This is a genomic window from Daejeonella sp. (genome assembly GCF_030695525.1).
Lineage (GTDB): Bacteria > Bacteroidota > Bacteroidia > Sphingobacteriales > Sphingobacteriaceae > Daejeonella.
The window spans coordinates 16,695-33,186 of the sequence record NZ_JAUYSS010000045.1; the positions used below are offsets into that span (position 1 = coordinate 16,695).

Below are 16,492 nucleotides of genomic sequence, written 5' to 3' on the forward strand. Positions count from 1 at the left end.
AGATTTATCGCTTCAGGATCAGGTAACCTTTATTTAGTGCTGAAACTCTCTGCCCCCTTAATGTCCGGTGTGTAGTGATCAGGTAGTAATAAACACCATCACTCAGCGGTGAGTTGATATTTGAAAGTAATCCGGTATTGGCGAACCCCGAAAATACCCGGTCACTTTCATTATATCCATTCATTCGAAAGACTTCATTCCCCCAGCGATTGAAGATCAAAACCTCGTTATCCGGGAAAGATACTATGTTCTCTACTCTAAAAAATTCGTTACCCAATCCATCATTATTAGGGGATACCAAAGGATCGGGGATGATATCCGGGTTTAAAGGAGGGTCATTTTTTGTGGTTATTGGAATAGTAGGTGAGGGTGGATAGATATCATTAATGATCACCGTAGCACCGTTACCAATTCTTACCAAAGGGTCGGATGTTGATAAGATACTAAGAATAACATCTTCATCACCTTCCTGTTCATCATCTGTTAAAGCAGCCAATGTAACCTTTTGAGTAGTAAAGGTTTTCCCGCGTGGGATTTTGATATCGAGATATTGATCGAGAAGTATATAATCAAGGTCATTCTTTGCCCTGCCCTGATAATTGATCCTGATAGTTACATCATCCCTGAATGGTCTCATAAGTCTGGCAGTAACAGCTGTTTTCTTGCCTTCCGAAACATGGCTTATTGCTGGTGCCAGACTAACAATTGTAAAAGGGATAACTTCAATAATTAATGAGGCAGTGGCACACATTCCCGAAGTATTGCACACCCGGTAGGTTATGATTTCCAGTCCCCAGAATCCAACATTGGGGGTATAGTTGAATTTTCCATCAGGACTAAAAGTAATTGTCCCATTTTTTGCAGCTGATGTAAGTGAAAAACTAATATTTTCTCCCTGACGGTCATAATCATTCAGTGCAACACTGCCAGAAACAGGTATTTCTTCATCGGTTTTGAAACTATCATCTATCGCGATCGGAGGACAACTTCCGCGCAGCACTTCAGCTGAAACCATCAGGGTGCATCCTCTGGCATCTTTTATAAAAAGCTCATAGATTCCGGGTGCAAGATTATCCAAGATATCATTTTTAATGGGGCTACCTTTCCAGGTCAGATCATATGGTTTTGTACCGCCAGTGATTGTCGCTGAAATCATCCCATCAATTGAAGTTTTACAAACCGTGTTTTTTACAGTGAGTGCTGCCTTAAGGATTTCAGGTTCAGATATCGGAATACTAATTGTTTCAGAACATCCGCTCGCATCAATCACCGAAAGAGAATAATTGATATTTGGTGCTAGGTTCTGCAGATTTTTTGTACTTTCATTATTAGACCATTTATAAGTATATGGTGAGGTTCCTCCTGAAACACTTACGTCTATACTGCCATCCCTTGCTCCAAAGCAGCTTGCATCAATCTTAGTAAAATTAATCTTGAGAGGTGCGGCAGGTTGCCTGATGGGTATAGATTCAGTGTATTCACATCCTTTTGAGTCTGTAATTGTGATGGAGTAAGAACCTGCAATGAGCCCATTTAAGTCTTTTGTGATCTGTCCACCTTGCCAGCGATAGATGTATGGAGCGGTTCCTCCGCTTGCTGTAACTTTAAGTGACCCGTTGTTTCCTGCAAAACATGAAACATCAGTCCGGATGAAGCTTAAGCCCAGAGGTGCTGCAGGCTGTGAAATAGTATAGTCAGGAGATATTACAGTAATACATTCCGGACTTCCGGCATCCCTTACATATAATTGGTAGCTTCCTGCTAAAAGGCCGTTAAATATTTTACCGCTTTGCCAGCTGATTCCTCGATTTATACTGTATTCATAGGTTCCGAAGCCCCCTGAAACAGTTTCAATCTGAATAGATCCTGTGTTCGAACCATAGCAGTTGACATTAATAATTGATGCACTGGCTTTTATGGCTGCCAGAGGCTGAATAATTATAGCACCTCCACTACCTGAATTCGAACATGAATTTGCATCACTTACTGAGGTAATTCTATAAGTTCTGGTGGTATCAGAACTGACGTTGAATGTATAATTACTACTTCCAATTCCACTAATTGTGTTTGAGTTAAATCCATCAGTGTAGCTTATTGTCCAGGGAGCTTTTCCCGTCAGTTTGACACTCAATGTACTAATCGCACCAAAACAGGCCATTTTTCCTCCACTAAGTGTTGCCGTGGGAAGCGGGTTTACAATAATGGTGTATTTACTTTCAGGCCCGGTACAACCATTATTACCTGGAATAATCGTATAGGTTACAAACTCTGGTGTTGAGCTGCTGTTGGTAAGAAATTGAACAGGGATAATATTTGTGCCGCTCGTGGCGTATCCTGAAACTGAAGCCGGGGCGCTCGCCGTCCAGGTGAAAGTAGTTCCGGGAATATTGGAAGTAAGTTCGACCACTTTTGAACTGGATTGGGTACATAACATTTGGGTCAAAGATGAATTGCTAAGCTTAGGAAGTGGCTTTATGGTAATAATATAACTTGAAGAAGGTGCGGCGCAACCGTTTAATGTTGGAAATACAGTAATCAATGCCTGAATTGCTGAACTGGTGTTATTAATAGCCGTAAATGAAGGAACATTCCCATTTCCGCTGGCTGCTAGTCCGATTGATGGATTTGAATTAGTCCATTTATAAGTTACACCTGCAATATTTGCTCCAAATGAAGTAGCAGAAACCAGTGTTCCGGAACATATGGTAAAGCTTAATGGTACAGTTACAATGGGTTCAGGGTTGATAGTTATCGTATAGGTATTGGGTAGCCCAATACATCCGTTTAAACTTAGAATCACAGTGATTGTAGCAGTGATAGGTTCTGTGGTATTATTTACAGCAGTAAAAGCGGGTACATTGCCACTTCCGCTGGCGGCTAATCCGATTGCTGGATTTGAATTTGTCCAGCTTATTGTGGCACCGGGTGGAGTACTGTTAAAAATACTTTGCGGCACCGTAAGCCCTTTACAATAAATTTGATTCTCTGGTACTACTAATAGGGGCAGTTGGTTTATTTTCAGTTCAAAGATTTTTGATACGCTGACACAGGAGTTAAGGGTAGCCGTTACAGCATAAGTTCCTGACATGGAAAGGTTTGAATTTGAACGGGTTACAGATTGACCGGTTTCGGTAAAACCCATTGGCCCAGTCCATGTATAGGTGAAAAGAGGATCAGGATTGAGAATGGAAAGAATTAATGGTTCGCCCTGGCAAACCGGACTCACATAGGGATTTATATCCGGTTGAGGGGGAGCCCCCGGACTTGATACCGACAATGTGGGTCCTATAAATAGACATCCATTGGCATTTTTTACCACAACAGAATAACTTCCTGCTCTTACACCTGTGAAATTACCTCCGTTTTGTACAAAGGTAATTCCTCCATTAATAGAGTATTCAAGGGGTTGTGTCCCAACTGCTGTAATTGTGATTATTCCGTTACTTAGATTACAAGCTGTTTCATTTGTGGCTAAAGCTGCTGTAATTACCGGCAAGGGCTGAACTATGATTGTGTAACTTATTGTGTTGCCCACACATCCATTCATTGATGGTATTATGGTAATTGTAGCTGAAATAGTAGTGCCGGATGAATTTGTTGCGATGAAACTCGGAATATTTCCTGTTCCACTCGCCGGAAGTCCAATAGCGGTATTTGAATTGGTCCAGCTATAACTTGTTCCAGGTATATTGCTTATTAAATTTCCTGCCGAAATAGTTTCTCCTGCACACACAACAGAATTTCCGGGACCGGTAACTAATGGTAATGGATTAACTGTAATTGTATACGTATATGTCTGACCGGGACACCCGTTCAGACTTGGAGTTACACTAATACTTGCTGTGATGGCAGTATTTGTATTATTGGCTGCTGTAAATGAAGCAATATTCCCGGTTCCGCTAGCTGGAAGACCGATTGCGGGATTTGAATTTGTCCAGCTAATGGTGGCTCCCGGTGGAGTACTGTTAAAAATATGCTCAGGAACAACATTGCCTTTGCAATAATTTTGATTCATGGGAGCAATTAATGTTGGCTTCGGGTCAACCTGAATATTAAAGGTCTTAGAAGCGCTGACACACGAGTTAACAGTAGCAGTTACAGCATAGGTTCCGGACATGGAAGGATCTGAATTTGAGCGGATTATTGATGCACCGCTTGCAGTAAATCCCGATGGACCAGTCCAGGTGTAGGTTGCCATTGGGTTTGGGTTCATAATGGAGAGAATTAAAGGTTCTCCCTCGCAGACAGGACTTACATAGGCATTAATCTCAGGTTGTGGAGGTGCGCTGGGACTGGTTACAGATAGGACTGGCCCTGTAATGATGCAGCCGCTTGAATTGCGGACGACTATTGAGTAGCTTCCTGCTGCCAGGTTTGTGAAGTTCCCATTATTCTGAACAAATGTGTTTCCGCCATTGATCGAGTATTCTAAGGGCTGAAGACCACTGGCCGTTATTGTAATTGTTCCATCATCGATATTACATTGTGATTCGGGGGTTGCTATTGCCGATAAAATCACCGGTAGGGGATTAACCGTTATGGTAAAGATTATCGGCTGACCAGGGCAACCATTTGAAATAGGAATTACTGTAATTGTAGCTGAAATAGCTGATATGGTAGAGTTTATTGCTGCAAAGCTTGGGATATTTCCGTTCCCAATGGCTGCAAGTCCGATATCTGGGTTTGAATTTGTCCAACTATATGTTGTACCTGAAACATTACTGGAAAAATTACTTGCAGCTATCGTTACTCCCGCACAAACTATCAAATCTGCCGGTTGAGCCATTACAGGCAATGGATTGACTGTAATGGTAAAGCTTGAAACGGGTCCGGTACAGACATTGTTTGTAGGTGTAACAGTAATGGTGGAAGTAATAGGAGATTGGGTGTTGTTTATTGCGGTAAAAGCTGAAATGTTCCCAATCCCGCTTCCCGCGAGTCCGATAGCGGTATTTGAATTGGTCCATGTATAAGTACTGCCAGCCGGGATGCTGCTAAATATCGAAGCCGGGATAGTGGTTCCCGAACATGCAATGATATTGGCAGGAACAGTAATGACGGGTAATGGTCTCACTGTTATCGAATAAACCGAACTTGGGCCGGCACACCCATTTAGAATAGGAGTCACAGTGATGTTTGCTGTAATAATTTCTGAGCTGGCATTGGTAGCTATGAATGCCGGCACAGTTCCACTTCCACTGGCAGACAGACCAATTGAAGTGTTTGAATTTGTCCAGTTAAAAGTAGTTCCCGGCAGACCGCTGCTGAAACTGGAGGCGGGAGTACTTGTTCCTGAACATACTATAGAATTGGCCGGTACATTAACATTGGGCAAAGGGTTGACTGTGATTGTAAAACTTGAGGATGTTCCGGCACAACCATCAAAATAAGGAGTTACAGTAATGGTTGAAGAAATGGGGGAATTGCTGTTATTAACTGCGGAGAATGCAGGTAAATTGCCATTTCCGTTTGATGCCAGGCCAATAGAGGAATTCGAGTTTGTCCAGCTATAGGTAGCTCCTGAAATATTATTGCTGAAGTTACTAATTGGTACAGAAACTCCACTACAAACCGCGAAATCTGCAGGCAAGATTACAGCAGGCCTGGGATTAACAGTAATTGTAAAAGATGCCGCAGGACCGGGGCAGTTGTTTAAAGTTGGTATTACGGTTATTGTTGCTGTTATTGGTGCATTTGTATTATTAGTAGCCGTAAATGATGGTATGTTGTTCATCCCGGATGAAACCAGACCTATCGCCGTATTCGAGTTAGTCCAGGTATATGTTGCCCCGGCCGGAGTACTTAAAAAAACACCTTCGGGAATTGTGGATCCTTCACAGAAAGTCAAATTTGGGGGAACGGTAACGGTTGGTAGAGGGGAAACTGCTACTTCAAAAACTTGCGCGGTACCTACACATGCACCGCTGGTTGCAGTTACTGCATAGCTACCTGCATTGGAAGGAGTGACATTTGGTATAGTAACTATAGGGCCTGTCGCTGAAAACTGGGATGGCCCTGTCCAGGTATATACCAGTGACTCATCTGCATTCTGTACACTCAGTACCAGGTTTGAACTTTCACAAACTGGGTAAAGAAAGTCATTGATAACAGGTGGGGCGGGTGCTCCCGGACTTGCTACAGTTACAGTTTGCCCTAATACTATACAGCCATACCCACTTCTTACCGCAACAGTATAACTGCCTGCCTCTAAATTCTCAAATAAATTTCCGTTACTGAACGTCGCTCCTCCATCAATTGAATATTGAAGTGGTGCTTCGCCGCTTGCCACAATGGTAATTTTACCGTCACTCAAGTCACAGTTGCTTTCGTTTTGTGGGGTAGCGGAAGTTATAACCGGAAGCGGATTTACTGTGATAGTATAAGTGCTGGGAGTTCCTGTACATCCATTTAAAGTCGGTGTTATAGATATTGTTGCAGAAACAGGTGAAGCGGTATTATTAACAGCCGTAAAACTGGGTACATTATTGTTGCCTGATGCAGCTAGTCCTATAGAAGTATTTGAATTGGTCCAGGTGTATGTTGCTCCTGCCGGAAGGCTGCTAAAGCTGGATGATGAAACGGTGGCGCCTGAACATACACTAAAACTACCTGGAACAATAGCTACAGGCAGTGGTTTGACAGTAATTATATACGAGGATGAAGGCCCCGCACATCCATTCAATACAGGAGTAACAGTTATCGTTGAGCTGATAGTTGTACTTCCTGAATTCAGGGCAGTAAAGGCTGGTACATTTCCAGTTCCGCTGGCTGCCAAACCAATTCCCGTATTCGAGTTTGTCCAGTTATACGTGGCTCCGGTCGGACTGCTGCTAAAGGATGTTTCGGCTGTTGAAGCGCCTGCACATAAAGTAGAATTGCCTGGCACGGTTGCTGTAGGCAAAGGACTGATCGTAATTACTGCAGCTGCTGAAGTAGCAGATCCGCAATCATTGTTTACTACTACATCATATGATCCGGCATCAGTATCATCTACAGTAGGGATGTTTAAGGAAGCCAGGGTCGCACCATTAATATTAATTCCGTTCCTTCTCCATTGATAAGAAGGCGCCAGGACACTTGAAGCTGTAACACTCAAATTTAAGGATGAACCTATACAAACAGATTGACTTTGAGGAGCCGTGGTAACAATCGGTGTGGAATTTGCGGTTACACATAGGACACTTGAATATAGATCTGTTCCATTTTTATCACAGATATTATCTACCAGTGCTCTGTAACAATATGATTCGGAAAGATTTGTGTAGGTATAGGCACTTGTGGTATTATCTATAATCTCCCATATTCCGGTGCTAACCGGAGCACGCTCCCATCTCAAAATAGGGCCTGTATGACCACTTAAGCTCAAAGTACCGCTGGTAGAAATACAAGTTACCGTGGTTCCGCTAATTGTTCCTCCCGATAAACTGGCAGCGTTTTGTGCATAATATAAATACACAGGTTCCGAAGAATTTGAACATCCGGAAGTGCTACTAACCACTCTTCGGATTCTATAATCACCGGAGGCATTGGAATTTGGGACTATAATATGATTGGTAATATCACTTTTAGCTAATTCCGCAGTTACAATTGGGCTAATTCCATTTCTGACAACTGTATAATTCTCTCCTTTAAAAGATACCTCCCAAAAATAAGTAAGGCCGTAACCCGATGGTGTAGTAGCACGAATATCCTGATAACTTACATCTCCACATGCCGTATTGTAGATTTTATCTACTCCCTTAAATTCAATATTGTTCGGTTCACACTGACCGAATAGTTTTGAATACCCTCCAAATGAGATTAAAAGAAAAAATAATAATCTTCGTAAAATTTGTATCATTTTGCGATTGCAATTTCATGAAACAATACCTAAGTGTTTACTAAAAACATTGTTTTACGAAAAATAGACGCAAATGTTTCCCTAATTATAATTTTACAATCATTTACGTTAATAGAAAATAATTATCGTATTAATCAAACAATAATTTATTTTCGATAATGTATTTGCAAATCAGGTTGTGTTAATTGTTTCAGGTTAATGGAAAAGATATTTTTCAGACTAAACAATTACAGATTTGATAGCTTAAACCAACTCATCCGATAATACTGACCTGGGCAGACTTTCAAGATAATCAACAGTTAGTAAGGTTGTAAGGAAGTCAACAACGAATGGATATTTCTTAGCCCGCTCTGAATCTATTTCATCAACCGAATAGGAAGTAATGACGATCTTGGTGTTCTTACAATATGGATATATTTCTGAGGAAAATCTGTCAAGAAACGCCCATCCGTCCATAACCGGCATATGCAAATCAAGCAGAATCAGGCCTGGAAAGTCATTCTGAATACTTGAATTTTCATTAATCAGTTTATAAAAGTATTCGAGGCCTTCAGAACCATTTGTCGCGGTGATAACCTCTTCCGAAAATTTCGATTTATTCAGAATCTGCTTTTGAATCCACAATGTAACTTCATTATCATTGATACAAAGGACTTTTTTTAATTGTGTGTTAGGCATATTCTAAAATATTTAAATATTCTGCTTTAGTTTACGTAATTGTACAGGGGAAAGTTTCATATATGTTGATACTTTACTCCATTTGTTGGGTCTCACATATAACTGAACATAATAATTGATACCCTTAGGTTCATTCTTTACTGATTTTGCTATTTTTGGTAAACCCTATCTATGAAGAGACTGTTATTGATGTTTTGGTGTTTCATCGCTTTTACAGCGTATGGACAGAATGGTTCTGTAATTGATAGAAGGACGTCATTTAAGTTGCCTCAGGGAATAAGTCAAAAAGACTATTTACCGGATGTGATTATTGTTAAGTTCAGAAAGGGGAGTACTGCAGCTCAGATACGTTCAGCAAGTTCTGCTTCAAGCTTAAGGAACCTTAATATTAAGGAATCAGATCTTAATCTAAATCAGCTTTTCAAAAACTCACTAAAAGCAAGCAGTGTTGAGGCTATTCAGCGAATGGCTATCAAAGATACCATTGGGATTGACAGGATTTATGAATTGAGGTTCAGCTCAAAGCAAGGAATTGAGAAAGTAATTAATGAATTGTTAAGAAATCCCAATATTGATTATGCTGAGCCAAGCTACGTTCATTATGTTTCCTATACACCCAATGATCCGCTTTACCTGGGTTTTCAAAGCCAGCTTAAACAGGTGAAGGCAGAGGAATCCTGGGATCTGATCAGAAATTCTTCCAATACCATCATTGCTATTGTTGATACAGGGACTGATATGGATCATGTTGATCTGAAAGCAAATATTATGCTTCCAGGGATAGACCTTGTCGGGCTTAGTGGTTTAAACCCGAAGGTCGATTACGATCCCGATGTTACAAGTGATTCCACAGATCATGGGGTTAGTGTTAGCGGCATTGCTTCGGCTGTTTCTGATAATGGACTTGGAATAGCCAGTATCGCTTATAATGCAAAATTAATGATTGTTAAGGCATGTGCCGATAATAATGCCTCACTTATTTATAAGGGCTACGAAGGGATTAAATATGCCGCTGATAACGGTGCTCATATTATTAATTGTTCCTTCAGCGGGCCAATGGCTTCTTCATTTGGCCAGGATATTGTGAACTATGCCATAGCTAAGGGGAGCCTGATTATTGCTTGTGCAGGGAATTCAAATAGTTCTGCACCCGAATACCCGGCAGCTTATAAAGGTGTGCTAGCTGTATCAGCAGTGGATCTGAATGATAAGAAGAATGATTTTTCCAGTTATGGCGGCCATATCTCACTCTCGGCCCCCGGATTGGTTTATTCTACCAAAAATGCCAATAAATATGGATGGGTTGCAGGAACTTCTTTTTCAACTCCAATGGTATCAAGTGCAGCAGCATTGGTCAGGGCGAGATTCCCGGCTTTTGATATGTTCCAGGTAGCTGAGCAATTGAAAGTTAGCTCAGATAATATTGATCAGCTTAATCCTGGCTTTTCAGGTCAGCTGGGACATGGACGCTTAAATGTGTTCAGAGCCTTAACCGAGACATTACCATCCATTAAATATCAGAAGATTACACTTAACGATAAAGGTGATGGATCAATACCTGCCGGTGATACCCTAGCTATTTTTTTGGATATTAAGAATTTTTTATCACCGGCCTCCGGACTTGCGATCAACCTGCAGACCAGCAATCCGAATATTCAGATAATTAATCCGCAATATATACTTAACAACATCGGCACTATGGAAATAAAGACTTTGATTGGTCCTTTTCGGGTATATGTCAGGGCTGGTACACCAGATAATGAAACTGTCAATTTCAGCATACATTATGCCTCAGGTAGCAATTATAAGAGTACAGAACAATTTCAGGTACGAGTTGCCCGTGATTTTATGAATATTACTGTGAATCAGGTAAGTTCTACTATAAGCAGTAATGGCCGTATCGGCTATGCCAATAGCAGTGGAGATGATGGTTTGGGATTTATTTATAAATCTGATCCTTTACTGGTTGAGGCATCTTTGATGATCGGAAACTCTGCTTCCCGGGTTTCAAATAACACCAGGTCGGGTTTTGGAACATCGGATGAACATTTCGTTAAAAAGCTGAGGGTATTTAATGATGACGATACCCAGGCCGCATTCCTGGGTCGTTCAGAATTTGATGATTCAGGAAATCCAAATCCTTTGAATCTGTATGTCAAGCATAGCCAGACCGCCTATTCAACCGGGCCTGACGATAAGTATATTATTTCGGAATATGAGATCCGTAATGACGGACTATCCGCTTTAAGCGGTGTCTATGCAGGCTTATTTACTGATTGGGATATTGATCCGATTGGCCGCGATGTGACAAAGTATGATCCTATCAACAGAATGGCTTATGTATATGGCAGGCATGGTGGTACCTATTTTGCAGGTGTTAAGCTGCTCAGCAGGACCGGGCAGGCTGTTTACTATCCCCTGGCCAATCAGGTTTCCGCAGATCCAATTTTTGCTGATTCGGAGTTTAGTTTAGCAGAAAAATATCAAACACTCTCTGCCGGAGTTAAATCCGCAGGTTTGGGTGAAAATTCTGCTGATGGTTACGATATATTACTGGTGAGTGGTTATGGGCCATTTACTATCCCGATAAATGGAATTGTTAAAGTAGCTTTTGCATTAATTGGAGGAGATTCCCTGAGTGATCTGCAAGCCAGCGCTGTAGCAGCTCAAAAAAAGTATGATGAATTAATTAAATACGAAAATACGGATATTGAAGACGGATTTGTGCTCAGTCAAAATTTTCCTAATCCTGGACTCGATCAAACTGTTATTGATTTTAGCCTGACCCGGCCCGGTCTGACCAATTTGATCTTATATAATGCAGCCGGGCAAGCGGTAAGGGAGTTAATCAGAGATAACCTTGCAAGGGGCACTTACCGAATTAATGTTGATCTTTCTGATCTTCAGTCCGGTATTTACCTTTACAAGATGCAATTTGAAGGCAAAGAAAAGACCTTGAAATTACTGGTTACAAAATAGCCTCAAAAAATCTGTTAAGAAATAAGCCTTCATAAGTCTGATTTATAATATCTAATCTTCCGGGAAGAAGCTTTTGGGATGTGAGAATTATTAATGAAGGAAATAGCTCAGGAGAAAAAAGGATTAGGAATTGTAGCAAATCCTGCAACGGGGTTCATAACTTTCTTTTTCACCCAGTAAAATCTTCGATTCGTTTGGAACAGTACGGTATGAATAACTTGCAGGTCCGCCACATTGTAAACAAACGGCATGAACCTTATTGACTACTTCTGCAATGGACATAAGTTCGGGCATTGGTCCAAAAGGTTTACCCTGAAAGTCCATATCCAACCCAGCAATAATCACCCGTATCCCTCTGTTAGCCAGCGTATTGCATACGTCCGGCAATTGATCATCAAAGAACTGCGCTTCATCTATTCCAACAACTTCTGTATTTGAACTCAAGAGCAGGATCGACGCTGCATTTTCAACCGGGGTAGATTGGATGGAGTTCAGGTCATGTGAAACCACTGAGTTTTCATCATACCGGGTATCTGTTTTGGGTTTAAATATTTCGACGTTCAGTTTAGCAATCTGGGCTCTTCGAAGTCTTCTGATCAGTTCTTCTGTTTTGCCTGAAAACATTGATCCGCAGATGACTTCGATACTTCCGCTAAGCTCTTTCCTTCGTTTAAAGTTGTGTTCGCTGAATAACATTCTGCTCGATCCTTCCTCTTTTTTCTGGGTACTAATATCCGATTTTTAATGGATTTAAGAGTATAGAAAAGCTAAGCACTGATCACTATTTAGTCAATACATTTGATAAATGTGCTTATATTTGGGTGTGGCTTTTTGCCTTGTTGCTATTTTCGGGCTGATTCAACCTACACAGCCCCCATATTCGAACTAGAATGAATAAGAAAGAAATCTTTAAGAAAGTTGCCGGAATTATTGCAGAATTGAATGAGCAATATGATTATCTATCCCAGGATCCCGAAAATCTGAATGAACTTGAACTTGAGCTTTTTGCTGCCAATGCAGATTTTTTATGTGATCATATTACAATTCTTCGGAAGCTTAATCAGAACTCGAAACCGCATAGCCTGGAACCAGAGCCTTCTATTCCTCCTGTGACCATAAGCCCGGAGACACGAATACAGGAGAAACCTGCTGAAAACCTTATAATTGAAGAAGAATCAGTGAATACTATTCCTGAATGGAAATTTGAGATTAAGGATGAATCTATACAATCATTCGACTTTGAAGAGAAGGCTGCGCAGGATTTATTTGATCGGCCGCTCACAGTCGAAGAAATAGAGGTAATCGAGCAGAAAACGCAGTTGAAAGCTCAGACTGGAAGTGATTTTGAAATGAAAATTGAGGAATCAATAGAGCCTGAACCGGTTAAAGAAGAGTTTTCCAAGACAGAATTAAGTCCGGAGTTTAAAATCTTTGAAGAAAATAATTTGGAAGAACCGGCCACCAGTACCGCAGGGTCTGAAGCTGAAGAAAAGCCCCGCACAATTAATGAGATACTTGCCTCTCAATCTTCTCAAGGTACGGTTTCCAGCCAGTTTGTCCACCGCCAGGTAAAAGACCTTAAAAGTCTGATTAATCTGAATGATAAATTATTATTTGTAAGGGATCTTTTCAATGGCTACAGTCTTGCCTATAGTGAAGCTATAGAAATTTTGAATCGCTTTGAAAGTTTTGAGTCTGCTGATAATTTTCTGAAGCAAAACTATTCTTCGAAGAATAATTGGGCTGAAAAACAGATCGTTGCCGATAAATTCTATGAAATTTTGAACAAACGCTTTTCTAAATAATTCCCATTCGGTTAGAATCAAATTTAAGCAGTATAAATAGCAGGATCGTAAAACTCCACAGGGAAGACCCGCCATAACTTAAGAAGGGGAGAGGGATGCCAATCACCGGAATTAATCCAATGGTCATCCCAATATTTATGAAAATGTGGAAGAACAAGATCGAAGCTACTCCATAACCATAGATTCTCGCAAAAGAGGATCGCTGTCGTTCTGCAATATTTACAATTCTAATTAACAGGAAGAGGTATAAGCAGATCACAAGGAAACAACCTGCAAAGCCCCATTCTTCACCAACCGTACAGAAAATGAAGTCGGTACTTTGTTCAGGAACGAAGTTATATTTGGTTTGTGTACCCTGAAGATATCCCTTACCCCATAAGCCACCTGAGCCGATAGCAATTTTGGATTGATTTAAATTATATCCTATTCCACGTGGGTCATTTACCTTTCCCAGGATGACATCAATCCGGTTCTTTTGATGGGGTTTCAGGATCTTGTTATAGGCAAAATCAACAGAAAATATAAATAAAACAGAAAAAAGAAATCCTGAACCAATGATGGTTAAGGATTTCCTGCTTTTGCGATAAAAATAAATCAGGATACCTGCCAGTGCAATAACACCAACAAGTACAATGTATTTATTGTATAAAACCGTCAGTATAAAGAGTAGGATAGAGAGCCCTTCGATGATGAGAAAATAGCCTGAAAGCCCCTCCCGATATAATACCAGAATCAGGGAACTGAAGGTCAATGCGGAACCGGCATCAGGCTGCAACAAAATAAGTGCTGTAGGCAATAGAATAATGAATGCCGCAGTTATCTGTGTTCTGATATCCTGCACCTTAATTGTACCAGAGCTTAGATATCTTGCCAGTAATAAACAGGTGGCAAATTTGGCAAATTCTGATGGTTGAAGCCTGAAACTGCCGATAGGGATCCAGGCCTGATTTCCTCCCACATTACGACCGATGATCAGAACTAGGATAAGAAGCAAAATGGTAATGCCATAGAAGACCGGAGAAAAGGTATTGAAAAACTTGTTGTCAAACAGCAGGATAGCAAAGCCAATTATGAATGCTGAAATAATGAAGATCAGTTGTTTGCCATAATTGGTATCCAGATCAATTATACTTGGATTCATTGGGTCATAAACAGCTGCATGGATGTTGAACCAACCAATAATGCACAAGGTCACATAGGTTAATATGATAAACCAGTCTACATTAAAAAAGAGGCTGCGTTGATTATTCATTTGATTTCACCTTTGCTTCTGTTAAAACCGTTTTATTGTTGGTACTGTCTTTATCAGGTTTCCTGATCACTTTGGCTGAACCCGGCAGCAGGTTTGCGTCCATTAGCCGATCCATATAGGCTTTTGGTCTGTTGATTTTTTTATTAATGTATTTTTCAACCATCAGGCTCGCAATTGGTGCCGACCAGGTTGATCCGAACCCAGCATTCTCAACAACTACAGCAATGGCTATTTTAGGATTCTCCCGGGGTGCAAATGCAACAAAAACAGAGTGATCCTTTCCATGCGGATTTTGAACTGTACCTGTTTTACCGCACATTTCAATTTCCGGAATTCTTGAATACCAGGCTGTACCGCTTGGCTGGTTTACCACGGCACTCATCCCATCTATAATCACATCAAAATATTGGGGATCGATGCCGGCACTGTTCTTTTTCAGGTATTCTTCTTTGATTACATTTTTATCCCCGATTGCCTTAATCAGGTGTGGCTTATAAAAAAAGCCGCGGTTAGCTACAATAGCCATCACATTTGCCATTTGTAGCGGGGTTATTCCCAATTCTCCCTGACCAATAGACAAGGATATCGTAAATGGAGAACCCCATTTGTCGTTCTTGAAGCGTTTGGTATAGTATTCGGCCTCAGGCAGGAGTCCATTGCGTTCTCCTGGCAAGTCAATTCCCAGGGCAGTCCCGATGCCAAATGCTGAAACGGCTGTACGCCATTTTTTATAGGCATTTACAGGTCGCATACCTGCCTGGTCAATCATTCTGGCATAAGTATAGCCATAGTAGGTATTGCATGATTCTGTAATTGAACCTTTTAGCCCAATTGAACCATGAACATGCGTGCAGCCCATAAAACCCTGGCGTCCATAACGGTAGCCACCCGGGCAAAAGAAATAAGTATTCTCATTAATTGATCCGAACTGCTGGGCGACAAGGGCATTGACAACCTTAAAAATTGAGCCGGGAGGATATTCTGCCTGTATCGGGCGAACAAACATTGGTTTGTACGTATCATTGAGCAAAGCCATATAATTATTGCCACGCTGACGGCCAACCATCAGGTTTGGATCATAACCCGGGCTGCTGACGAATGATAATATCTCGCCTGTGGAAGGTTCGATGGCAACAATACTGCCGATCTTGTTCTTCATCAATTGCTCTCCCAGTTTTTGCAAATCCTTATCAAGCGAGGAAATCATATGTTCACCCGCAACTGCAACCGTATCATATTTTCCGTCTGCATAGTTCCCTTTCGGACGGTTTAACGCATCTACCATTAGGTTTTGTACTCCCCGCTGACCTCTTAATAATTCTTCATAAGATCGTTCTACACCTGTAATTCCGTGATAGTCTCCTTGTGTGTAAAAGCCTTTGGAGTTTTCTATAACCTTTTGATTGACCTCCCCGATATAACCGAGAAAATGGGCAGCAATACTATCGGGGTACCTTCTTACAGTTCTGTTTTGCACAAAAAATCCGGAAAAATTGCTAAGCTTCTCCTGAAACGAGGCGTATACCTGTACAGAAAGCTGTTTTTCAAAAATAGAGGCTTTGTATGGTGAATAGGAACTGGCTCTTTTAAATCTTCTGTCAAATCCTGTTTTATCAATCCCGATAAGATTGCAGAATTCAATCGTATCGAATGGCTTCACTTCCCTGGGAATAACCATCAGATCATAGACCGGCTCATTTTGTACCAATATATTTTTATTTCTGTCAAGGATAACCCCACGTGCGGGATAAATAGGTAATCTTCTGATCACATTGTTCTCTGCAGAGAGAATGTACTCATCGCTGATTACCTGAATATAAAACAGACGCATGAGCAGTATAATGGTTATGGAAATAAAAATTCCCTGAACCACAAACTTTCTCGCAAAAAAACTATTCATTAATTCTGATCAAATAAAGATTTTTTCCTTCTCAATAG

At 40.9% G+C, this 16,492-nt stretch carries 7 protein-coding genes; 2 read left to right on the forward strand and 5 right to left on the reverse strand.

All coding sequences use genetic code 11. The features are described from left to right. Positions 1–4: 4 nt before the first annotated feature. Positions 5–7,840: a PKD-like domain-containing protein gene (locus Q8S11_RS09645; RefSeq protein WP_305661883.1), complete on the reverse strand. Its 7,836-nt coding sequence runs from the start codon at positions 7,838–7,840 to the stop codon at positions 5–7. A gap of 243 nt (positions 7,841–8,083) precedes the next feature. After that, the gene (locus tag Q8S11_RS09650; protein ID WP_305661884.1) at positions 8,084–8,518 is read right to left on the reverse strand and encodes a two-component system response regulator; all 435 of its coding nucleotides are present in this window, start codon (positions 8,516–8,518) and stop codon (positions 8,084–8,086) included. A 171-nt stretch (positions 8,519–8,689) separates the two neighbouring features. On the opposite strand from Q8S11_RS09650, the gene Q8S11_RS09655 reads away from it, so the two are divergent. Next, positions 8,690–11,497, forward strand: coding sequence for a S8 family serine peptidase (locus Q8S11_RS09655; RefSeq protein WP_305661885.1), 2,808 nt, complete (start codon positions 8,690–8,692; stop codon positions 11,495–11,497). A gap of 123 nt (positions 11,498–11,620) precedes the next feature. Here Q8S11_RS09655 and Q8S11_RS09660 read toward each other — a convergent pair whose 3' ends face one another. Beyond that, positions 11,621–12,193 carry a thymidine kinase gene (locus Q8S11_RS09660; RefSeq protein WP_305661886.1) on the reverse strand — a complete coding sequence of 191 codons (573 nt, stop codon included), beginning with the start codon at positions 12,191–12,193 and terminating at the stop codon, positions 11,621–11,623. A gap of 194 nt (positions 12,194–12,387) precedes the next feature. On the opposite strand from Q8S11_RS09660, the gene Q8S11_RS09665 reads away from it, so the two are divergent. Next, complete coding sequence (locus Q8S11_RS09665; protein WP_305661887.1) at positions 12,388–13,302, forward strand: hypothetical protein; 915 nt, start codon at positions 12,388–12,390, stop codon at positions 13,300–13,302. Here the strand turns inward: Q8S11_RS09665 and rodA are convergent. Together rodA and mrdA are read right to left on the reverse strand one after the other, a co-directional pair. Next, positions 13,295–14,554 (reverse strand): rod shape-determining protein RodA, encoded by a 1,260-nt coding sequence (gene rodA / locus Q8S11_RS09670; protein ID WP_305661888.1) that lies wholly within the window; start codon positions 14,552–14,554, stop codon positions 13,295–13,297. The two genes, Q8S11_RS09665 and rodA, sit on opposite strands and share 8 nt — an antisense overlap. Continuing rightward, positions 14,547–16,454: a penicillin-binding protein 2 gene (gene mrdA, locus Q8S11_RS09675; protein ID WP_305661889.1), complete on the reverse strand. Its 1,908-nt coding sequence runs from the start codon at positions 16,452–16,454 to the stop codon at positions 14,547–14,549. The genes rodA and mrdA overlap by 8 nt, the downstream gene beginning before the upstream one ends. Between the last annotated feature and the right edge of the window lie 38 nt (positions 16,455–16,492).

What these genes read in the sequence shown, in the direction of transcription:
- Q8S11_RS09665 (WP_305661887.1), top strand. Translation starts at nt 12,388, where the DNA reads ATGAATAAGAAAGAAATCTTTAAGAAAGTTGCCGGAATTATTGCAGAA.
- Q8S11_RS09660 (WP_305661886.1), bottom strand. Translation starts at nt 12,193, where the DNA reads ATGTTATTCAGCGAACACAACTTTAAACGAAGGAAAGAGCTTAGCGGA.
- Q8S11_RS09645 (WP_305661883.1), bottom strand. Translation starts at nt 7,840, where the DNA reads ATGATACAAATTTTACGAAGATTATTATTTTTTCTTTTAATCTCATTT.
- Q8S11_RS09655 (WP_305661885.1), top strand. Translation starts at nt 8,690, where the DNA reads ATGAAGAGACTGTTATTGATGTTTTGGTGTTTCATCGCTTTTACAGCG.
- mrdA (WP_305661889.1), bottom strand. Translation starts at nt 16,454, where the DNA reads ATGAATAGTTTTTTTGCGAGAAAGTTTGTGGTTCAGGGAATTTTTATT.
- Q8S11_RS09650 (WP_305661884.1), bottom strand. Translation starts at nt 8,518, where the DNA reads ATGCCTAACACACAATTAAAAAAAGTCCTTTGTATCAATGATAATGAA.
- rodA (WP_305661888.1), bottom strand. Translation starts at nt 14,554, where the DNA reads ATGAATAATCAACGCAGCCTCTTTTTTAATGTAGACTGGTTTATCATA.